We start from the raw sequence: 20,328 nt of genomic DNA on the forward strand, positions 1-20,328 counted from the left end.
TTTTTGTTGTAAAATGTAGTATTGTAGCCCTTGTACTTTATTGTATAGGGGCTATCTTTGTTTATAAGTTATTGTCCTATAAAGTTAATAGTTAAAAATAGTTTAATCAAGATTTGTAAGGAAAAAATATGTCAGAGAACAGTTTGAATAAAAAAGCATTGATAGCCATGAGTGGTGGCGTTGATTCAAGTGTAGCAGCAGCACTTATGGTAGATAAGGGATATGACTGTATGGGATGCACTATGCGCCTGTATGAGAATGATATGGTAGGAAAGGACCTTTTCGATACATGTTGCAGTCTTGCAGATACTCAAGATGCAAGGGCTGTGTGTGACAGGCTTGGAATTGATTATCAGATATATCATTATGAAGCTGAGTTTAGAGAGAATGTAATTGAGCCATTTGTTTGCAGTTATGAGAGAGGCGAGACACCAAATCCCTGTATCAGATGCAATAAGTATCTTAAATTCGATATTCTTTACCAAAAAGGAAGAGAGATGGGGTTTGATTACATTGTTACAGGTCATTACGCAAGAATAGAAGAGAAAGATGGCCATTATTATCTGCTTAAGGCCAAGGACTTAAATAAAGATCAGAGCTATGTTCTCTACGATCTGACTGAAGAGCAGCTTTCACATACATTTTTCCCGCTTGGCGAGTACACTAAGACGGAGACAAGAGGAATTGCGGAGGGGAAAGAATTTGTTACATCTCATAAGAGTGAAAGCCAGGATATATGCTTTGTTCCTGATGGTGACTATGAAGCTATGATAAAGCGCTATAGAGGAAAAGATTATCCCAAGGGCAATTTTGTCGATGTAAACGGAAATGTTTTGGGACAGCACAAAGGAATTATAGGATATACCATAGGACAGAGGCGCGGCCTTGGAATCCCTGATAAAAAGAGATTATATGTAACAAGGCTTGATGTTCAGAATAATCAGGTTATTCTTGGTGACAATGAGGATCTGTTTAAAAGAGAAGTTCAAATAAGAGATTTTCATTGGATAACAGGTGATGCTCCTAAAAATGAGTTTAGATGCAGCGCCAAAATCAGGTACAGACACAAGGAACAGCCGGGAGTTTGCATAATAAATGATGATGGCAGTGCTGTATTTACTTTTGATGAGCCTCAAAGAGCTATAACTCCGGGACAATCTGCTGTTTTATATGATGGAGATTATGTTCTTGGCGGTGGAATTATTTCCAATATTTAAAAAAACACTTACATGATACCTTGAAATCTGTTATAATCGAAAATCGCTGAAAAAAGATTTGAAGATTTCAAGGTATTATTGGAAACGCACATCCTTTGCCGGGTGATAACGAACAACACAGAGGTCTTCCCGTTTAAGAAAGAGAGGAACTTATTTATGTTACCACAGAGCAAATTACAGGATGTGTTTTTTACTGCCTTAATGGCATTCGTTATGGTATATGCCATGATTGTTTACAACATTTCAATGAGTGTAGGCGGGCTACAGAACTTTGTATTCCTTGCAGCGTTTAGTGAGATCATTATCATGTGGCCTATAGCTGTAGTACTTGAGCTTTTATTTGTTGGAAAGCTTGCTCAGATTCTTGCTTTTAGATTTGTAACTCCTGGTAAGGATCCAATGATCATGATCATACTTGCTATTTCATCAATGTCTGTATGCCTTATGTGCCCGCTTATGAGCCTTGCAGCAACAATTCTTTTCAAGAATGCAGGCAGTGAATTTATTAGCGTATGGCTTCAGACAACAGCTTTCAATTTTCCAATGGCACTTTGCTGGCAGATTTTCTTTGCAGGTCCACTTGTGAGGAATGTATTTGGATTTATTATGAAAACATTTTTCAAGGGTAATAAAGCAGAAAAAGCTGCATGATAATATTTGATAATAAAAATAACCTCAGCATTGTCTTTTATGCTGAGGTTATTTTTTATTTAATAGGAAATTTCGCCTTGCGGCGAAACTTTGAATTAAAAGGCCCGGACAAGACCGGGCCACGCAAAGCAGAGGTATATTGGCTTTGAATTACCAGTCTACCTCATCAAAGAATTCATCATCTTCGTGCATAAAGTAATCCATATCGAGAAGGTCTTCATCGTCCATCTCACGGATTTCATCCGCCGACATGCCTTCCGGCGGGCATTGCATGTATTTCTCTCTAAGCTTTGCGATTAGTGCTTTATCAACCATGATTTATCCTCCTGTCATGCCTCATTTTAGCATGACAGAGAATGAGTTTGAACAGGGGCACGACATTTGGGACGGCATTTTCCCATTGCCTTTTCATATAAGTCTTCGAGAGAAACACGTTTGTGATTGAAGTATAGTTCAAGGAATTTCATGGTGCTGTTACACTTTGGACATTTCAGCGGATCATATCCAAATGATGAAAGTATTCCGGATCGCCATTTTAAGAATGACTGTAGAAATGGCTTTTTTGACGGATGAATAAGACGATATAACTTTTTGTCAGATTCTCTGTGTCGACCATATACGCCGTAATAGCGTATCATCTTGAAGTCTTTTTCTGGGATGTGCTGTATGAGACGCTTGATGAATTCAATGGCTGGTATGGTCTCAGTTACAAGAACTTCATCATCATGGCGATTGTAGTGGAAAGTGATAGTATCCTTTTCTTTATCATAGGAATCTATTCTTGAAAGCCCTATTACAGGGCGACCAAGGTAACGGCCTATATACTTGGCTACAGTATTCTTATCAGCAAGTGTTGGCTTTGCATAGATGTAGAAGCCATCCTTCTGATTTTTGTAAGAGAGAGCTTTTTCTCTTTTGAACTGAGCTTTCTTTTGAGGATCAGTGATGCGGTTTTCCATAAGGCTTAGAAGAGCTGTTTGGAAAGCATGGCGCATGTATTTGAAACTGAAGAAATCGACCTTGCGCCAGAAACCTGTATCGCCTACTCCACCTTCGGAGATGAGGCAGTGTATATGAGGATTCCACTCAAGCGGCCTGCCAAATGTATGCAGTACAAGGATATAACCGGGAGTGAAGTTTTGTGATTTGTTCATCTTGTAAAACATCTGGTGAATCACACTACTTGCAGCGTCAAATAAGCAATTAAGAAGGTCTCTGTCTTCAAGAAAGTAGTGACGAAGTTCTTTGGAAATGGTGAATACACAGTGACGATGCTGGCAGTTTATTAGTTTGAATGACATAGCTTGGGCACGTTTCTGAGAATATAAAGCGCCACAAGTAGGGCAGAACCTTGAATGGCAGCGGAAAGGGATGAACTTGAGAGTACCACATTCAGCACAACCATACATGGCACCACCATAAGATGGATCGCCACAATTGATCATTTTATCAATGTTTTCCATCTCGGTCTTTCTGGGATGGAGTGTATATTGAATTTCTTCATAGTGATCTCGAAACAATTCCTGTAGTGTATTACGTTTCATAGATATTATTATGAAGGAGTTAGGGCAAAAAACAACCCCAACCCCTCATGAGTGAGGGGCAGGGGAGTTGAGGTGCCGCAGGCACTTTTTTATAGTTTTGTGGAACCTCGCTCAACAAGTTCACCGGAGAAAATGGTTTTCTGAGGCATTTCATTTTGAGAAAGGGTTCCAATAAGGGTCTTAACAAGTTGTATGCACATATCTTCAAGACGATTATCGATAGAAGAGATTGGTGGTTCAGAGCAATGAGTAAGGATGGAATTGTTATATCCGATGATCTGTAGCTCATTTGGAACCTTGATCTTATTTGCTCTTGCAAAATTCATTGCACCAACAGCTAAAAAGTCATCACTTGCAATAATTCCGTCGAACTTAACGCCTTTTAAGTAGAGCTTTTCAATAAAACTCTTAACACCATCTATATCTTCATTTGATCCCTTGAAACATTGAAGCATTTCTTTTTTAACTGCTATATCATGAGACAACAGAGCGCTTTGATATCCAGCAAGCTTTTTTAATCCTGAATATGAATTGCTGTTGTAAAGGTAAAGGATGTTTTTGAGACCTGCATTAAGCATCTTTTCTGTGGCATCCTGAGTTGCTTTATAATCATCACATAATGTGCAATACACATTATTGCAGTCATAGTCAGCATTAAGAAGCATTATCGGAACAGAAGCGGCAGCATCGTTGACATACATGTTGTCTTCGGGATTATTCATGATAAAGTTTGAACCGACCATTACGACACTGTCCACATGCTGTGAAAGGAGAAGATTAAGGGATTCTTTTCTGGAATCCATTTCATATCCGGTACAGCAAAGAACAGAATTATAACCATTTTCTCTCAGGTTTTGCTCAATATAGTATAAAGCCTTTGCCAGATAAAGGTCAGAAGCGTCAGCGCACAAAATGCCGATTGTTTTCATTGAGTTAAGGCCGAGACCTCTGGCGAAAGCATTTGGTTTATAGCCGTATTGTTCAATTATATCCATGACTTTTTTGCGTGTCTTGGGCTTAACGTTGGTGCTACCGTTTAAAACTCTTGAAACGGTAGCAATAGAAACGCCAGCCTTTTTGGATATGTCATAAATAGTCATTTGGTTGCTCATAAATTATCTCGTTTCTAAAGGAAATTTGAAGTATCTTACAGCATTATTGTATGAGATATCTGCAGCGATCTCTCCGAGAATATCAAGATCTGACTCTGGATACTCACCATTTTCAACAAGGCTTCCGAGGTAATTGCAAAGGATTCTGCGGAAGTAATCATGTCTTGTGTAAGATGTAAAGCTTCTTGAATCTGTAAGCATTCCTACAAAACCTGAAAGGTTGCCGGATTCTGCAACTGATTCAAGCTGCTGTTCCATACCAAGCTTTGTATCATTGAACCACCAAGCGCTTCCCTGCTGGATTTTGGCAACTACAGGTCCTTCGTTGAATGCATTGAGAGTAGTGTTGATGATCTTGTTATCACTTGGGTTAAGGCTGTAAAGAATAGTCTTTGGAAGAGAGTTCTTTACATGAAGAGCGTTGAGGAAATCAGCAAGCTCGCCCATTGGATAATATGCACCGATAGTATCAAATCCTGTATCAGGACCAAGCTTTTCATACATAGGAGTGTTGTTATCACGTTTGCAACCGAAGTGAAGCTGCATTACCCAATCTCTCTTTGCGATTTCTTCGCCTTCAAAGAGCATGAATGCTGTCTCAAATTTAAGGTCTTCTTCATATGAAATCTCTTCACCGCGAAGTCTCTTAGCAAAGATCTCCTCGATATCTTCATCTGAAGCAGGTCTGTACATAACATACTCAAGAGCGTGGTCTGTTACGTTACATCCCTTTGATGCGAAGTAATCAAGTCTTACTCTGAGAGCTTCCTTAAGGGATTTGAAAGAATCAACCTTAACACCGCTTACTTCTGAAAGCTTGGCAATGTAATCTGTGAATTCAGGCTTTGTGATATTTTTAGCCTTGTCAGGTCTCCATGCTGGAAGAACCTTAACATCGAAAGAAGAGTCTTCTTTGATCTTGTCGTGCCACTCGAGTGTATCGATAGGGTCATCTGTTGTGCAGATCAAAGTAACGTTAGACATTTTAATGAGCTTTCTAACGCTCATATCAGGAGACTGAAGAACCTTGTTGCAAAGATCATACACTTCCTCAGCTGTCTTTTCATTAAGAACACCGTCATAACCGAAATATTTTTTAAGCTCAAGGTGTGCCCAGTGATAGAGCGGGTTGCCTACAGCTTTACCAAGGCACTTTGCAAACATAAGGAACTTTTCCTTATCTGGAGCATCGCCTGTCATATATTTTTCATCTACGCCAAATGCACGCATGAGACGCCATTTGTAGTGATCTCCTCCAAGCCAAACCTGTGTGATAGTTTCAAAGTGACGATCCTCAGCGATCTCCTTTGGACTGATGTGACAATGATAATCAAGTATAGGCATGTTTTCAGCATAGTCATGATAAAGCTTTTTTGCTGGTTCAGACTGTAAAAGGAAATCCTCATCCATGAATTTCTTCATTTCATAACCCTCCTTATATAATAATTATTTTTTTGAAAAAACATGTAAGCATTTACATAATCAAAAAATATTATACTAGAGGGCTTTTTCAAATACAATAGATAAAAAGGCATAAATTTTGATTTCATTTATAGTCGAAAAAGCCAAAAAGCGGTTGACCAAATTGTTTATTGCGGATATGATTTATGTAAGCAAAAATGAAAGAGCTTACATCTGCATGAATGCAGGGAAAGGGTAGGGGTATGAGTAACTTTTTAAAAATTCATCCACAGGATAATGTAGTTGTTTGTCTTGAACCTATGGCTAAGGGACAGACACTGAATCTTTCAGATAATGAGAGCATAGTAATTGCACAGGATGTTCCGGCAGGACACAAGGTTGCAATCAAAGATATCAAAAATGGCGAAAATATTATTAAATACGGATACGCAATTGGACATTCCACAGAAGATATTACAAAGGGAATGTGGGTTCATACACATGATGTAAAGACAAATCTTGAGGGGATACTCGATTACAAATATGAGCCTGATAAGGATTATCTCGAAAAAAGAAAATCGATGGTTGGTTCAAAAAAAGCTTCATTTAAAGGCTTTGTCAGAGCAAACGGCAAAGTTGGCATCAGAAATGAGGTTTGGATCATACCAACTGTTGGATGCGTAAACAATATAGCAACTAAGCTTGCTGAGAAAGCGGGCGCTTATGTAAAGGGCAGCGTTGATGAAGTTGTGGCATTTACACATAACTATGGTTGCTCACAGACAGGTGATGATCAGGAGCACACAAGAACAATCCTTTCTGATCTTATAAATCATCCAAATGCCGGTGGCGTGCTTGTTCTGGGCCTTGGATGCGAGAACAGCAACATTGATGTGCTTAAACCATATATTGGTGAAGTTGATGACAAGAGAGTTAAGTTCCTTGTATGTCAGCAATCCGATGATGAGATGCAGGATGGACTTAATCTGTTAAAAGAGATAATCGAAGAAGCAAGTTCCGATGTAAGAGAGGAAGTTGATGCTTCTAAACTCATCATAGGCCTTAAGTGCGGCGGAAGTGATGGCTTCTCAGGCATTACAGCCAATCCTTTGGTTGGAAGAATATCAGACAGGATAATTGAGTGCGGAGGGACATCAATCCTTACTGAAGTTCCTGAAATGTTCGGCGCAGAGACTATTCTTATGAACAGATGCGTTTCAGAAGAAAAATTTAATGACACAGTTAATATGATCAATGGCTTTAAGGATTACTTCACAAAGCAAGGCGAGCCTATTTATGAGAATCCATCTCCCGGAAACAAGGCAGGCGGAATTACAACTCTTGAAGACAAGTCTCTTGGATGTACCCAGAAGTCAGGTGATTTCCCTGTTATGAACGTCCTTGAGTATGGAGAAAGAACTGATGTTACCGGACTTAATCTTCTTTGTGCTCCCGGTAATGACCTTTGCGCAGCAACTGCACTTGCATCTTCCGGTGCACAGATAGTTCTTTTTACAACAGGAAGAGGAACACCATTTGCATGTCCTGTTCCTACTATGAAGATAGCCAGCAATAACACTATTGCAGATAAAAAGAGTAATTGGATAGATTTTAGAGCCGGACAGATCCTTGAAGGCAGAAGTTTTGAAGAGCTTACGGACGAACTTTTTGAAAAGATACTAAGGACAGCATCAGGAGAGAAGCTTAAGAGTGAAGAAGCAGGCTTCCATGATATGGCAATTTGGAAGAGGGGTGTGACGCTTTAATACTATGGCACCGATACCTAGCTGAGATTCAAGATGACAGATCAGTGATGATGAGTTTGAAAGAAGAAGCTTTGGGAGCGTGATTTCATTTGTGCAATTTTCACAAACGATTTCCAAAATAAAAATGAGTTAAACGTTTTTGTTAGGAATAATTGACATGTAAGCACTTACGCAAATACAGAAAAAATGGTGCTTTAAAGAAAAAGTGTACAACTACGTCTTAAATTCAGCATATTTCATGCTTGAAAAGGTTTTCACTACATGATAAAGTACATATTAAGGTAAGTGAAAACGCTTACATTTAGCAAACACACAATCTATATGGGAGGAAACATTTAGATGAAAAAGAAAGTTTTATCATTACTTTTGTCAACAGCTATGGTAGCTTCTCTTGCAGCATGTGGCAGCACAAGCTCAGAGACAACAACAACTACTGAGTCTGGCGACACAACAGCATCACAGTCTGCTGATGCAACAGCATCTACAGACACTGCAGCTGCTACAGATGAAGAGTACACACTTGAGACTCTTAACATTGTAGTAGATGGTACACTTACAGCTACAGTTGAGAATGGTCAGGATGCATTTAAGGAGCAGTGGGAGAAGGCAGTTTCAGAGAAACTTGGTCATCCAATCACACTTAATATCAACCAGCTTGATCACTCAGATTATGCTGGAACAGTATCACGTCTCCTTACAACAGGAGCACCTGGTGATGCTGATTACCCAGATGCACTTATCATGAGTGCTACAATGTTCAGACAGTATGCTCAGACAGGTCTTCTTTGGGATATGGCTGATGCATATGCAAACGCTGAATTCCAGTCACGTATCACACTTCCTTCAATCAATGAGAATATGAAGGACAGCGAAGGACACCTTTACGGTTTTGCTCCTACATACGGAAACGGATGCGTTACATATGTTAAAAAGTCATGGCTTGATGCAGTAGGAATGAAGGCAGAGGATATCAAGACTTTTGATGACTACTACAACATGCTTATTGCATTTGCAAACAATGATCCAGATGGTGATGGCTCTAATGGAACATACGGTGTAATCGCTGCTGGTTACGGTAAGCTTGATGAGGCTCCATATATCAACTACATGCCAGAATTCTGGCAGGGTGCTTATCCTTCATTCTATCAGAAGGATGGAGTTTGGGTTGATGGTTTCGCAGAGCAGGCTACAATCGATGCTCTTACAAGACTTGCTAAAGGTTATGCTGATGGCGTAATCGATCCAGATACAGAAGAAGCTGGAACAAAGCAGGCTCGTGAGAAATGGTTCTCAGCTGAGCAGTCAACATCAGAAGGTGTATTCACATACTGGGCTGGAACATGGCTTAGAACTCTTACAGACAACATGGCTAAGCAGGGTGTAGATGATGATCTTGGTGATGACAGACTTGTACAGCTTGCTCCTATTCAGGAGATCAAGGATACATGGGGCGGTTATATCAACAGAGAAGCTCCTGTTTGGGTAATCACAGATGATCAGGATGGAAGCAATGCTCGTGAGCAGGCTATCTTTGATGCTCTTCTTGAGACAATGCTTGATGGTGACACAGTTCAGACACTTTGGACATATGGTGCTGAGGATGTTCACTGGTCAACACATGCTGAAAGCTTCACAACAAATGCTGATGATCCTGAGAAGAAGAAGGATTATGAGTATGCAGAGGGTGAGTTCCACCTTAAACAGTCCCCTAATGACCCTAACACAGTATGGAAGAAGAATCATCTTGATCCAGTACTTGTTATTGCTCCTCTTACAAACGGATTCGTTGATTCTGACGAACTTGTAGCAGCTGGTAACAAGTTCTTCACAGAGAACTGTGTAGATGCTCCTCAGGCAGCTTCTTGTGAGACACTTACAGAAGTTAATGAAGAGCTTGTAACAGATAAGACAACTCTTATGAACCAGGTTGTAACTGGTGAGAAGACAGCTGAGGATGCTATCGCTGAGTACCTTGAGAAGTGGGGCGATGTATCAGCTCAGATCGTAGAAGAACTTAATGCACAGTAATAGTCTTTAATTTCTTCAACAGAAGTCTATTATTCCCATCCCTTTGGGATATAAAAAATCTTCTTAGGGATGGGATTTTTTACGAAAAAATTTACGGAAATTTGCTATAATACAATTGCAGCAAAACGTAAATTATGTATATTTGAAAGGAAGAGGATGCTATGAGTAAGAAGCAAACGGTTGCTATGACATCTACAGGAGCTCCAATCAATAAAAAGCCTCTTAGTACGCGCATCAAAAATAACTTTGGTTACTACTTGATGTTCCTGCCGGTTTTATTCTTTGTAATCATAATTTACTATTGGCCAATGCTTGGTGTAAGGTATGCATTTTACACATATAAGCTTAAAAATATTGAGTTTGTTGGCCTTAAGAATTTCTATACCATGTTTGCAAAGAAAGAATTCTGGACTGCATTTACAAACACATTGGAGATTTCTATTACTAAACTATTAATCACGACTTTTGCATCAGTTCTTGTTTCAGTATTTCTTAATGAAATGCACAACCTGTTTGCAAAGAAGTCTCTTCAGACTATTATTTACTTACCACACTTTATGTCCTGGGCAGTAGTTGCTGCTATATTCCAGCTGTTTTTATCAAAATCATCTACTGGTTTTGTAAACGAGACATTAAAGGCATGGGGAGTACTCAGTGAAAGCATTGACTTTTTGCATGTACAGTCAATGTGGAGACCAATATTCTATTTGATCAATATCTGGAAAGAAACAGGTTGGGGAACAGTTATCTTCCTTGCAACACTTTCCGGTATTAACCCTGAACTTTACGAGGCTGCTGATATTGATGGCGCTTCAAGACTTCAGAAAATTTGGTACGTAACTGTACCGGCACTTATGAATACGGTAATAATTGTATTGATTCTTAACCTTGCTAAGGTTCTTAACCTTTTTGAATCAGTATTTGTTTTATATAATAACCGTGTATTTGATGTATCTGATGTTATTTCAACATATGTGTACCGCCAGACTTTCCTTACAGCCATTCCGGACTATGGATATACAACAGCGGTTGGTTTGTTTAAATCAATTGTAGGCTGCTTCCTTGTTCTTATTTGTAACTGGGCTAGTAAGAAGATTCGTGGCCGCGGTATTATTTAAGGAGGTAACATTATGGCACAGGCAAAAGCACAGGCTATGCAAGTTAAGGCAAGAAAAAATAAAGTACATGTATTTGACGTTGTCAATTATGTAGTATTTATTTTGATTGCGCTTATTGTTCTTATTCCTATTTGGAAAGTATTAGTTGATTCCTTTAATGCTGTAGGTGTTTACCAGTTCAAATTATGGCCAGAAGATTTTACAGTAAATGGATATCTTACTATTTTTACAACAGTCAGATTGTACAGACCATTTCTTAATTCAGTAATTACAACAGTTTTAGGAACACTTCTTGGTCTTGTACTTTCAACTCTTGGTGGATACGTACTCACACAAACAGAGATGCCGGGTAGAAATGCAATGTCATTCTTCCTTCTTTTCACAATGATCTTCTCTGGTGGTATGATTCCTGAATACCTTGTTATGAAACAGCTTCACCTTGTAGATTCAATGTGGATCCTTGTTATCAAGCATGGTATGAACGTTTACAACCTTGTATTGATGAAGAACTTCTTTGAAGGAATTCCCGGATCTCTCTTTGAAGCTGCTAAAATTGATGGTTGCAGTCCTATGGGAATTTTCTTCAAGATAGTACTTCCTCTTTCAAAGGCAGCTCTTGCTTCAATCGGTCTTATGTATGCAGTTACAGTATGGAACGATTACAGCACAGTACAGATTTACATTACAAATCCTGATCAGGTTAACTTCCAGTATAAGCTCCGCGTTATGATCATGGATGGTGATACGCCGACAACTGCGTATAAGGTATCTCAGAATACTCTTTATTATGCAGCTATTATTTGCGCTATCCTTCCTTTCATGGCGGCTTATCCATTCCTTCAGAAGTACTTTGTACAGGGTGTTAATGTCGGAGCTGTAAAAGAGTAATTATTTTCTTTCGACATTTAGAATAGAGGATATGCTTTATGCATATCCTCTTTTTAAATACATAAAGCTATTAAAAAATATATAAAAGAATAAAAAAGGAGAGTAAGGTATGAGACACATATTTTGGGCGGGGGACTCAACTGTAGCTTGCAATAAGTTTAATACATATCCTCAGACTGGCATTGCACAGGCCTTTGACAGATATACCAAGGAAGATGTTGTGATATATAACCATGCTGTAAATGGCAGAAGCACAAAGAGCTTTATAGATGAGAGCAGACTTGCTGTTATTTATGATGAAATAACAAAAGGCGATTATCTTTTTATTCAGTTTGGACATAACGATGAAAAGATAAATGATCCAACAAGATATACAAAGCCACACGATGATTTTATTGTAAATCTCGGAAAATTCGTTAATGTGGCAAGAAATAAAGGGGCTTATCCTGTATTCATCACATCAGTCGAAAGAAGACTTTTTGATGAGAAGGGCAATTTAAAGCCATCTGAACACACAGAGTATGTGGAGGGCATGAAAGAGGCAGGGGAGAAGTTTAATGTTCCTGTAGTTGATCTTTTTACAATGAGCCGCAATTTCCTTGAAAAGACAGGGGATGAAGCTTCCAAAAAGTACTATATGAATCTTGCAGCAGGTGAAGCTGATTGGGCGCCTGAAGGAAAGATAGATAATTCACATCTGAAATATGAAGGTGCACTTTTGTATGCCGGAATGATAGCGAAGGGACTTTCTGAGCTTGATGAACCATATAGGTCACTTGTTATTGATAATCTGGCACTTGCCAAATACTTAGATATTGAAACAAATGGTTGATGCGTCTTGTGGAGGAGAAAAATGTCTTATTCAGATTTAGGCTCAAAATTTAGAAATCCGATTATTTTTGCTGATTACAGTGATCCTGATGTCATCAGGGTGGGTGATACATATTACCTTACTGCATCAAGCTTTAACTATACACCCGGGCTTCCAATCCTTATTTCAAAGGATCTTGTTAACTGGAAGCTTGTAAATTACGCTCTAAACAATATTAAGGAAAAGAGATTTGATATTCCCCGCCATTCAGAGGGAGTATGGGCTCCATCTATCAGATACCATGAAGGAGTGTTCTATATTTTTTACGGAATGCCTGATGAGGGATACTATGTTGTAAAAACTAAAGATCCTCTCGGAAAGTGGGATGAACCTGTGTGCCTTTTGGAAGGAAAAGGCCTTATTGACTGTTGCCCATTTTGGGATGATGACGGAAAGGCCTACATTATACATGGATATGCCAAGAGCAGGATTGGATTTAAGAGCATTCTTGGAATATTTGAAATGAGCCCTGATGGAACAAAGGCTCTTACTGAAGATCACTTTATCTTTAACGGAAATGATCCGGATCACCCTGCTGTGACTATTGAGGGACCCAAAGTTTATAAAAGGGATGGATATTATCATATCTGGGCTCCGGCAGGTGGCGTAACAGATGGATATCAGGTCGCTCTTAGAAGTAAGAATATCTATGGTCCTTATGAGATAAAAGAAGTAATGCATACCGGAAATACTGTTATCAATGGTCCTCATCAGGGTGCTCTTGTTGATACAGTAAATGGCGATGAATGGTTCATTCATTTCCAGGACAGAGGACTTTATGGAAGAATATGTCATCTTCAGCCTGTTGCATGGAAAGATGGCTGGCCAATTATTGGTAGTAATCCGGATGAAAACGGATGCGGTGAGCCTGTTTATGAATATACTAAGCCAAATGTTTCAAACGACCTTGATCTAGAGGATACAGGGCTTTTTGCATCTGATGATTTTGAAAATGGAAAATATAATTTATCATGGCAATGGCTTGGTAACCATTATGATTCTTTTTACAGCCAGGTACCGGATAAAAAGAATGGTCTAAGATTATATGCCCTTAACACAAGCTCTGAAAATGAGCCTGTTATCTGGAAAAGTGCCAATGTTCTTACACAAAAACTGATCTATCCAATGTTTGAAATGAAGATCAAGATGGATGCTTCCGGATTAAATATAGGTGACAGAGCAGGCGTATGCATGACAGGAGGCCAGTATATGGCCGCATATATCGAGAGACTATCTGATGAGAAGTATGTAATAAAAACAATTCATTCAGAGGGGACAGATTCTGATAAAAAAGAAGTTGCAGATAAAGATATCGATTTTTCAAAAATCTGCTCTAATTATGAACTTTCCGCTTCAGATGCGTTAAAAGACATTACATGGACTATGACATTTTCCCACTCGGATAGTAGTTTGAAATCAGAAGACATGTATTTTCAAAATGTTCATAATCCTCTGGGAGATGAAAATCCTAGTCTCAAAATAAAACTTAATATTGGTGCATCAGATAATGAGAAACAGGGACTTGACCTTGGAGCCAACTATACTCCGTCAGATCATACGTGGGTTGGTGCAAAGATTGGTATTTTTGCTATTTCTAATAATATAGAGAATTCTCACCCTGGATATGCTGACTTTATTTCTGCAAATATGGAGATTCTGTGACCTTTATGAGTATTTGCTGTGATTGTCACGTCCTAAGGTTAAGCTTTCAAATGGCAGAGTGATAGATATGATGAATAAATTGGATATTACGATTTTAGATATATTGGTATAGGGGAGAAAAATTATAGTGGATGCAGGAAATATAACTATATATGATGCAGCAAAAAAAGGTGATTTTGGACTCGTAAAATGGATTGTTGAATATTCAAGGTCTAGTCTTAATGAATATGCAAAAGGGCACAGGACAGCGCTGCATTTTGCTGCAATGTCCGGAAATTTGCAGATGTTTAAATATCTTACAGAAAGGTGCGGCCTCGATCCGCTAAAAGGGGATATAAATCTGGTTACACCCTGGGATATAGTACATGACATTGCAGAAAATGGCTTAAAAAGTAAGTATGCTGTTAAGGGTAGTATCTGCAATTCAGAGCATAAGGAAATAGAGCAGTATCTGGAGAAACGATATTCTCATTCATATTATGATTTTTACAGAAATCCTATAAGGGCCGGTTTTTTTCCGGATCCTTCCATTTGTAGAGTCGGCGACGATTATTATATGGTAAATTCATCATTTGTCTTTTTTCCATGTATCCCAATCTCACATTCAAAAGATCTGATACATTGGGAGATAATTGGTCATGCTATAACAAATCCTAAATGGGCATATCTCGATGAACTTGAGGGTGGTCGAGGCTACTGGGCTCCGGATATTTCTTTTTACGAAGGTCGATTCTATATAACGGCAACCTATAGACTTAATGATGTGGGACCTGTTTACCGCAGGCAGATTGTTGTGTCTTCAGAAAGACCGGAAGGGCCTTACAGTGAGCCGGTATTCATTGACGAGGATGGAATTGATCCAAGTATTTTTAATGATGATGACGGAAGAAGATATATGCTTCTTAACAGGGGAGCAAGGATTTTTGAAATCAGCAAGGATGCTACAAAGAAAATATCCAAGCCACAGCTTCTTTTCTATGGAGATAATAAAAGAGCTCCTGAGGGACCACATTTATATAAAAAAGATGGATACTATTATCTCCTTGAAGCAGAAGGCGGAACAGGCCCTGGCCACATGGTAACTGTTTCGAGGAGCAGAGAACTCTTGGGGGTATACGAGCCATGCCCTTATAACCCTATAATGAGGCAAAAAGATCCTGATGCTCTTATTCAGCGTTGTGGCCATGGTGATATGGTAGAGACTCCTGATGGCAGATGGTACATGGTTTATCTGTGTGGACGAAAAATAGGTGATGGCTACAGTATTCTTGGAAGAGAAACAGCTATTGATCCTGTAACATGGACTGCAGACGGATGGCCTATAGTTAATGATTTAAAAGGACCTTCAACTATGCAGGTAAAGCCTTATCCGGATCTGGCAGATTTTGCTATGCTCCATGATATACATAGTAAGATTGATAAAGAAAAGTGCGATGAACTTTTGGAGCCGGAAGAAGAGAGCAAAGATTATATTTCTCCTTGTGGACTTCCGCTTGATTACATGACTCCAAGACCATTTGAAGAGGGCGATGTTTCTTTTGATAAAGGAAATTCTTTTGTTATAAAGGGAAGTAAAGCGCCTATCTCAAGTGTTGATAGCAGAAACCTGGTTCTTAGAAGACAAACTTCTTTTTCTTTCGAGTATGTTGCAGATATGGAGATACCGGAGCTTTCTGAAGGACAACATGCAGGTATTTCAGGTTACTATGATGAGAATACTTTTGTCTTGTTCGGTCTTATGAAAAAGAACGGTAAATTATATGTCTTTTCACAAGAGCATATTGGAGAAGAGGATAAATGGATATTCTCTGATGAGCCTATTGAATATGATGAGGAAACTATCAGATTTAGCATGAATACAGATTACTTGAAAAGAACGCTAAGCTATGAGTTGATCTCCAAGGGCTCAAAACGCAGGAGTGAAGATGATCCGGGAAGCGTGATATTTGCTACACTTCCGGATGTATATTACCTATGTGATGAAGGATATAATAAAGGAAAACGCTTTACGGGAGCACTGGTTGGCATGTATGCCTATAGTGGCGATGAAGATTTGCTTTCTGTTAAGTTCAGAAATTGCAATTATATTGACATATAAATAGTGGAATAATTGGATTTTTGCGGCTAATATAGATATATGAGTTTTTCTATTATTGGAGGTTACTTATAATGATGCAGATTGGTATTAGATTTCACGATACTGTAGAGCTCCCTTTTGAGGAGAGACTCACAGAAATAAAAAACCAGGGCTTTTCCTGCGTTCATATTGCTCTTTCAAAGGTACCCGGCTTTACAGCTGATCCAATGGCGTTGACACCCGGATATGCAATGTATTTAAGAGATGCATTTAGAAGAGCTGATTTAGATGTTGCAGTTCTTGGATGTTATCTTAATCTTGCGAATCCTAATGCTGAGCAGCTCTCAGCTATTCAGAACAAATATATGGCACATATACGTTTTGCTTCTTTATTGGGATGTGGAATGGTTGGAACTGAGACAGGTGCACCTAATGAAACATATTCATATGATAAAGAGGCTTGTCATTCAAAAGAGGCTCTTGAAACATTTATCACTAATTTAAGACCTGTTGTTGAGTATGCTGAAAAGATGGGCGTTATTGTTGCGATTGAGCCTGTTTACAGGCATATTGTCTATAGTCCGCAGAGAGCAAGAGAAGTTTTGGATAGGATTGGATCTCCTAATCTTCAGATAATTTATGATCCGGTTAATCTTTTGTGGACTGATAATTACGACAGAAAGTACGAAGTATTTGAAGAGGCACATGATCTGTTAGGCAAAGATATCTGCATGATTCATTTAAAGGACTGCGTGCTTACTGAAAATGGCGTTAAGAGCATGGGCTGTGGTCTGGGAGAACTTGATTATTCAAGTATCGTGAAGTTTGCTCTTGATAACAAACCATTCATTCAGGCGACACTTGAGGACACAACTCCGGATGTGGCTGTTTCATCTCGTGAATGCATCGAAAAAGTAGAACAAGAGTATTTGAAAAAGTGAAAAAATAGTGAACATAATTTGTTGTAACAATGAATGATTTTCTGAAATGCAGATGGTTCCTGGTGTAAGTAAATTGCACCGGGAATCATTTTTTTATGTAAAAAAGTATACTGTTGACCTGGTGGTTACCACCGGGTTTATAAAATTTCAGCATGCATAATGGATTTAAGAAAAAATACACGGATGTTAGAGAGGAATAGTGAAATGAAAAAGAAAAAAATCAATTTTTCAAAAAATAGTGTAAAGACAAAACTTATTGCACTTATGCTTTTAATTGCAATAATACCTTTAACAGTTGCGGTTAGTATCAGTTATGTGACTTCAACTAATAGTGCCAAAGAGGTTGCAAAGCAGAACCTTGATTGGCAGGCAAAATACATTGAATCAGAAATAGATAAGATGTTTACTAAGAGCCAGACTGCTCTTTCAAGCTTTGCATCATCCCCACAGACCATTGCTTTTCTTAAGGGTGAGATTACAGATCCTTCTGTAATAAAGGATCAGATGATTGATATAAATGAGTCATTTGGTGATGATAATACAATAGTTATGTCAAATATAGAAGGAATGATGGTTCTTCGTAGTGATAATGGTGAATATAAGAGCATTGCTGAAAGAGATTATTTCAAGAATGCTGCTACAGGAAAGCCTTATATTTCTACAATTTTTGTTAGCTCAGTAACAAATACAAGAAATATCTGTATTGCAGTTCCTGTATTTGATACTGATGATAAGACAGTTATTGGTGTTGTTCATAAGACCTTTAACCCTGATGATATACATGTTCTTCTTGCTGAAGAAGCAGAAGAAGCATTCCTTGTGGACCAGGAAGCAACACTGGTTGCTCACTCAGATTATGAGATTTTAGCTACAGATGAGCCTCAGGTTTTTGCAAGTTCTCCATATATGACATCAAATGAAGAAACAGGTTTTTATATAAGTAATGCAAAAGGATACCCTGTATATGTAAGTTATGTTAAGAATCCTGCTTCAGGCTACACAGTTTGTGCAGGTAAGGCTGAAAGTGAAATAATAAGCGAAGCAAGAAAAGGAGCAAGAATTATTATTCTTGTGGGAATTGCAATGATCATAGCTGTTTTGGTTCTTGCATTTTTCATTGCAGAAAGCTTTACTAAGCCAATGTTTGAAGTAAACAAACTTTTATCAGCACTTGCAAATGGTGAGTTTATAGAGATTAATAAATATAAAAACAGAAATGATGAATTTGGTCAGATGATCAGCGATTCAAATGCAGTAGTAGCTAAACTTAAGAGTATCGTAGAAAACATTAAAGAATCTTCAAATACAGTAAATACATCTTCTGAAGAACTTTCTGAGATGGCTAACCAGATTGCTTCTACTACAGAGAATGTTGCAGAGGCAGTTCAGGAAATAGCTACAGGTGCTTCAGAGCAGGCTAAAGAAGTTCAGGATTCTGTTGAGAATGCAGGACTTATCACAGAGGCAATTGAGGGTGTACAGAATTCAACAAATGATCTTAGCAATCTTGCAACAAGAATGAAACAGGCTTCAGAGTCTTCAAGCGAGTCTCTTACAAACTTCCATAATACAAGTGAAGTTATGGCTAATATGATCATTGAGATATCAAAGAAAATATCAGCTACTCAGAATGCTGTTTCTGATATTAACGAAAGAGTAGAAGGAATTTCAGGAATTGCAGCTCAGACAAATCTCTTATCTTTAAATGCTACTATCGAAGCTGCAAGAGCAGGAGATGCCGGAAAAGGATTTGCAGTTGTTGCAGAAGAAATTAGAAAACTTGCTGATGATTCAGAGTCTCTTGCAAAGGAAATTCATGAGGTTATGGAAACTCTTTTAACAGAGTCACAGTCAGCTGTTAAGGCTGCAAATGAGATAATTGAAGACAATAAGGCTCAGCAGGCAGCTCTTGAAAGCACAATTTCTTCTGTAAATGGAATGATATGTGACATTGAAAAGACAGTTGAGAGAGTAGAGAAGATCTCAAATGAGACAGATACTTGTGTTGCATCTAACAAAAACGTTTCTCATTCAATGTCATCTCTTTCAGCTATTTCAGAGGAAAATGCTGCAGCGACTGAGACTACAGGTGCTTCTGTAGAGGAACTTTCTGCTACAGTAACAACTCTTGCAGAATCAGCAACAAGCCTTAAGACTATTGCTGAGAAGCTTAACGAAGAGATTGAATTTTTCAAGTAATTAAGAAAAATGAGGTATCACTCAAGCTGTGCAAAGATCATAAAATATTGATGATACCTCTTTTCTTTATCATAGAATCTGGAAACAAGCACAGCATAAATGGTATCAAAGGATCTGGAGTATTTTTTTGATATGGTGTCCTTGAAATTCTTAACGATGTTTTCATCTGCGGGATTTTTGCCAACAACATCGATCATTTGGCTTACAACGATAGATTTTTTTATAATATAACCCCTTTCAACTTTTAAAAAATCCGCATATTTTTTTTCGGTAAGAAGCCCATAACAGTCAAGTTCATGATTTTTTTCGTTTATAGTCAAAGTTGTGGTAAAAAACTGTGAGTTTTGAAATGCAGTCTGCATTGAAGAAAAAAACTCATTATTTGGATTGGTGGTGTAGGGCACCAAAAAAAACTCTTCAATGCTCGTTTCATTTAGTTCAAATAAATGATTACGTGCATGGCGAAGATACCCCAGATCCCTGGTAGCTTTTTCAAGCAGTAATTGATAATGAATAATCTGACTGAAACTTCGCAGTAAAAAAATAGCGTTTGTACCTTGAAAATTCAATAAAAAATGGCAAAAAAGTACCATCATGCAGCCCTTAGTTGACGCTGCATGGCGGGGGTAAGTGCAGATATGAAGGTATCGATCATAGTTGAGATTTCTTCTTCGTCAAGATCGAATTTTTCAGTCATCATATCTGAGAACATTTTCATAATCAGAGTGAATGCATGGACAAATGTAACATCTGCCATTTCCTCTACAAGATATGTAAACAGTTCTCCAAGGGTTCTTGGATCTTCTGCTTCACGATTCTCAACAGCGAGCATCATATACCGGGTAAATACAAC

At 38.4% G+C, this 20,328-nt stretch carries 16 protein-coding genes and 1 pseudogene; 11 read left to right on the forward strand and 6 right to left on the reverse strand.

Translation table 11 applies throughout. The features are described from left to right. Positions 1 to 128: 128 nt before the first annotated feature. Together mnmA and BM146_RS13615 are read left to right on the forward strand one after the other, a co-directional pair. Positions 129 to 1,217 (forward strand): tRNA 2-thiouridine(34) synthase MnmA, encoded by a 1,089-nt coding sequence (gene mnmA, locus BM146_RS13610; RefSeq protein WP_074890112.1) that lies wholly within the window; start codon positions 129 to 131, stop codon positions 1,215 to 1,217. Between the two features lie 156 nt (positions 1,218 to 1,373). Then, entirely contained in the window at positions 1,374 to 1,868 is a 495-nt protein-coding gene (locus BM146_RS13615; RefSeq protein ID WP_074890115.1) for a DUF2798 domain-containing protein, read from the forward strand. A gap of 150 nt (positions 1,869 to 2,018) precedes the next feature. Here BM146_RS13615 and BM146_RS19565 read toward each other — a convergent pair whose 3' ends face one another. The 4 genes from BM146_RS19565 to uxaC all read right to left on the reverse strand — a co-directional run bounded on the left by BM146_RS19565 (position 2,019) and on the right by uxaC (position 5,946). Further along, positions 2,019 to 2,183 carry a hypothetical protein gene (locus BM146_RS19565; protein WP_177201672.1) on the reverse strand — a complete coding sequence of 55 codons (165 nt, stop codon included), beginning with the start codon at positions 2,181 to 2,183 and terminating at the stop codon, positions 2,019 to 2,021. A gap of 26 nt (positions 2,184 to 2,209) precedes the next feature. Beyond that, positions 2,210 to 3,412: an IS91 family transposase gene (locus BM146_RS13620; RefSeq protein WP_074890117.1), complete on the reverse strand. Its 1,203-nt coding sequence runs from the start codon at positions 3,410 to 3,412 to the stop codon at positions 2,210 to 2,212. A gap of 89 nt (positions 3,413 to 3,501) precedes the next feature. Continuing rightward, entirely contained in the window at positions 3,502 to 4,524 is a 1,023-nt protein-coding gene (locus BM146_RS13625; RefSeq protein ID WP_242949404.1) for a LacI family DNA-binding transcriptional regulator, read from the reverse strand. A gap of 3 nt (positions 4,525 to 4,527) precedes the next feature. Further along, a complete protein-coding gene (uxaC, locus tag BM146_RS13630; protein ID WP_074890129.1) occupies positions 4,528 to 5,946 on the reverse strand; it encodes a glucuronate isomerase in 1,419 nt (472 codons plus the stop codon). A gap of 242 nt (positions 5,947 to 6,188) precedes the next feature. On the opposite strand from uxaC, the gene BM146_RS13635 reads away from it, so the two are divergent. The 9 genes from BM146_RS13635 to BM146_RS13675 all read left to right on the forward strand — a co-directional run bounded on the left by BM146_RS13635 (position 6,189) and on the right by BM146_RS13675 (position 19,475). Then, positions 6,189 to 7,691 carry a UxaA family hydrolase gene (locus tag BM146_RS13635; RefSeq protein ID WP_074890174.1) on the forward strand — a complete coding sequence of 501 codons (1,503 nt, stop codon included), beginning with the start codon at positions 6,189 to 6,191 and terminating at the stop codon, positions 7,689 to 7,691. Positions 7,692 to 8,030: 339 nt separating this feature from the next. Continuing rightward, entirely contained in the window at positions 8,031 to 9,719 is a 1,689-nt protein-coding gene (locus tag BM146_RS13640; RefSeq protein ID WP_074890132.1) for a type 2 periplasmic-binding domain-containing protein, read from the forward strand. A gap of 161 nt (positions 9,720 to 9,880) precedes the next feature. Next, positions 9,881 to 10,837, forward strand: a complete 957-nt coding sequence (locus BM146_RS13645) for an ABC transporter permease (protein WP_074890134.1) — start codon at positions 9,881 to 9,883, stop codon at positions 10,835 to 10,837. 12 nt (positions 10,838 to 10,849) lie between these two features. Then, positions 10,850 to 11,725 (forward strand): carbohydrate ABC transporter permease, encoded by an 876-nt coding sequence (locus tag BM146_RS13650; protein ID WP_022773531.1) that lies wholly within the window; start codon positions 10,850 to 10,852, stop codon positions 11,723 to 11,725. 109 nt (positions 11,726 to 11,834) lie between these two features. After that, the gene (locus BM146_RS13655; protein WP_074890137.1) at positions 11,835 to 12,557 is read left to right on the forward strand and encodes a rhamnogalacturonan acetylesterase; all 723 of its coding nucleotides are present in this window, start codon (positions 11,835 to 11,837) and stop codon (positions 12,555 to 12,557) included. 21 nt (positions 12,558 to 12,578) lie between these two features. After that, positions 12,579 to 14,258 (forward strand): glycoside hydrolase family 43 protein, encoded by a 1,680-nt coding sequence (locus BM146_RS13660; protein ID WP_074890140.1) that lies wholly within the window; start codon positions 12,579 to 12,581, stop codon positions 14,256 to 14,258. A gap of 127 nt (positions 14,259 to 14,385) precedes the next feature. Beyond that, complete coding sequence (locus BM146_RS13665) at positions 14,386 to 16,356, forward strand: family 43 glycosylhydrolase (protein WP_074890144.1); 1,971 nt, start codon at positions 14,386 to 14,388, stop codon at positions 16,354 to 16,356. A gap of 71 nt (positions 16,357 to 16,427) precedes the next feature. After that, positions 16,428 to 17,276, forward strand: coding sequence for a sugar phosphate isomerase/epimerase family protein (locus BM146_RS13670; RefSeq protein WP_330391836.1), 849 nt, complete (start codon positions 16,428 to 16,430; stop codon positions 17,274 to 17,276). A 204-nt stretch (positions 17,277 to 17,480) separates the two neighbouring features. Beyond that, a complete protein-coding gene (locus BM146_RS13675; protein WP_177201673.1) occupies positions 17,481 to 19,475 on the forward strand; it encodes a methyl-accepting chemotaxis protein in 1,995 nt (664 codons plus the stop codon). A 17-nt stretch (positions 19,476 to 19,492) separates the two neighbouring features. Here the strand turns inward: BM146_RS13675 and BM146_RS19200 are convergent, their stop codons facing one another. Further along, entirely contained in the window at positions 19,493 to 19,795 is a 303-nt protein-coding gene (locus BM146_RS19200; protein ID WP_177201674.1) for a hypothetical protein, read from the reverse strand. 272 nt (positions 19,796 to 20,067) lie between these two features. After that, positions 20,068 to 20,328: pseudogene (locus BM146_RS19570) on the reverse strand (IS4 family transposase); the annotation flags it as partial.

The organism is Butyrivibrio proteoclasticus, assembly GCF_900115735.1.
In the GTDB taxonomy this organism is placed as follows: domain Bacteria; phylum Bacillota; class Clostridia; order Lachnospirales; family Lachnospiraceae; genus Butyrivibrio; species Butyrivibrio proteoclasticus_B.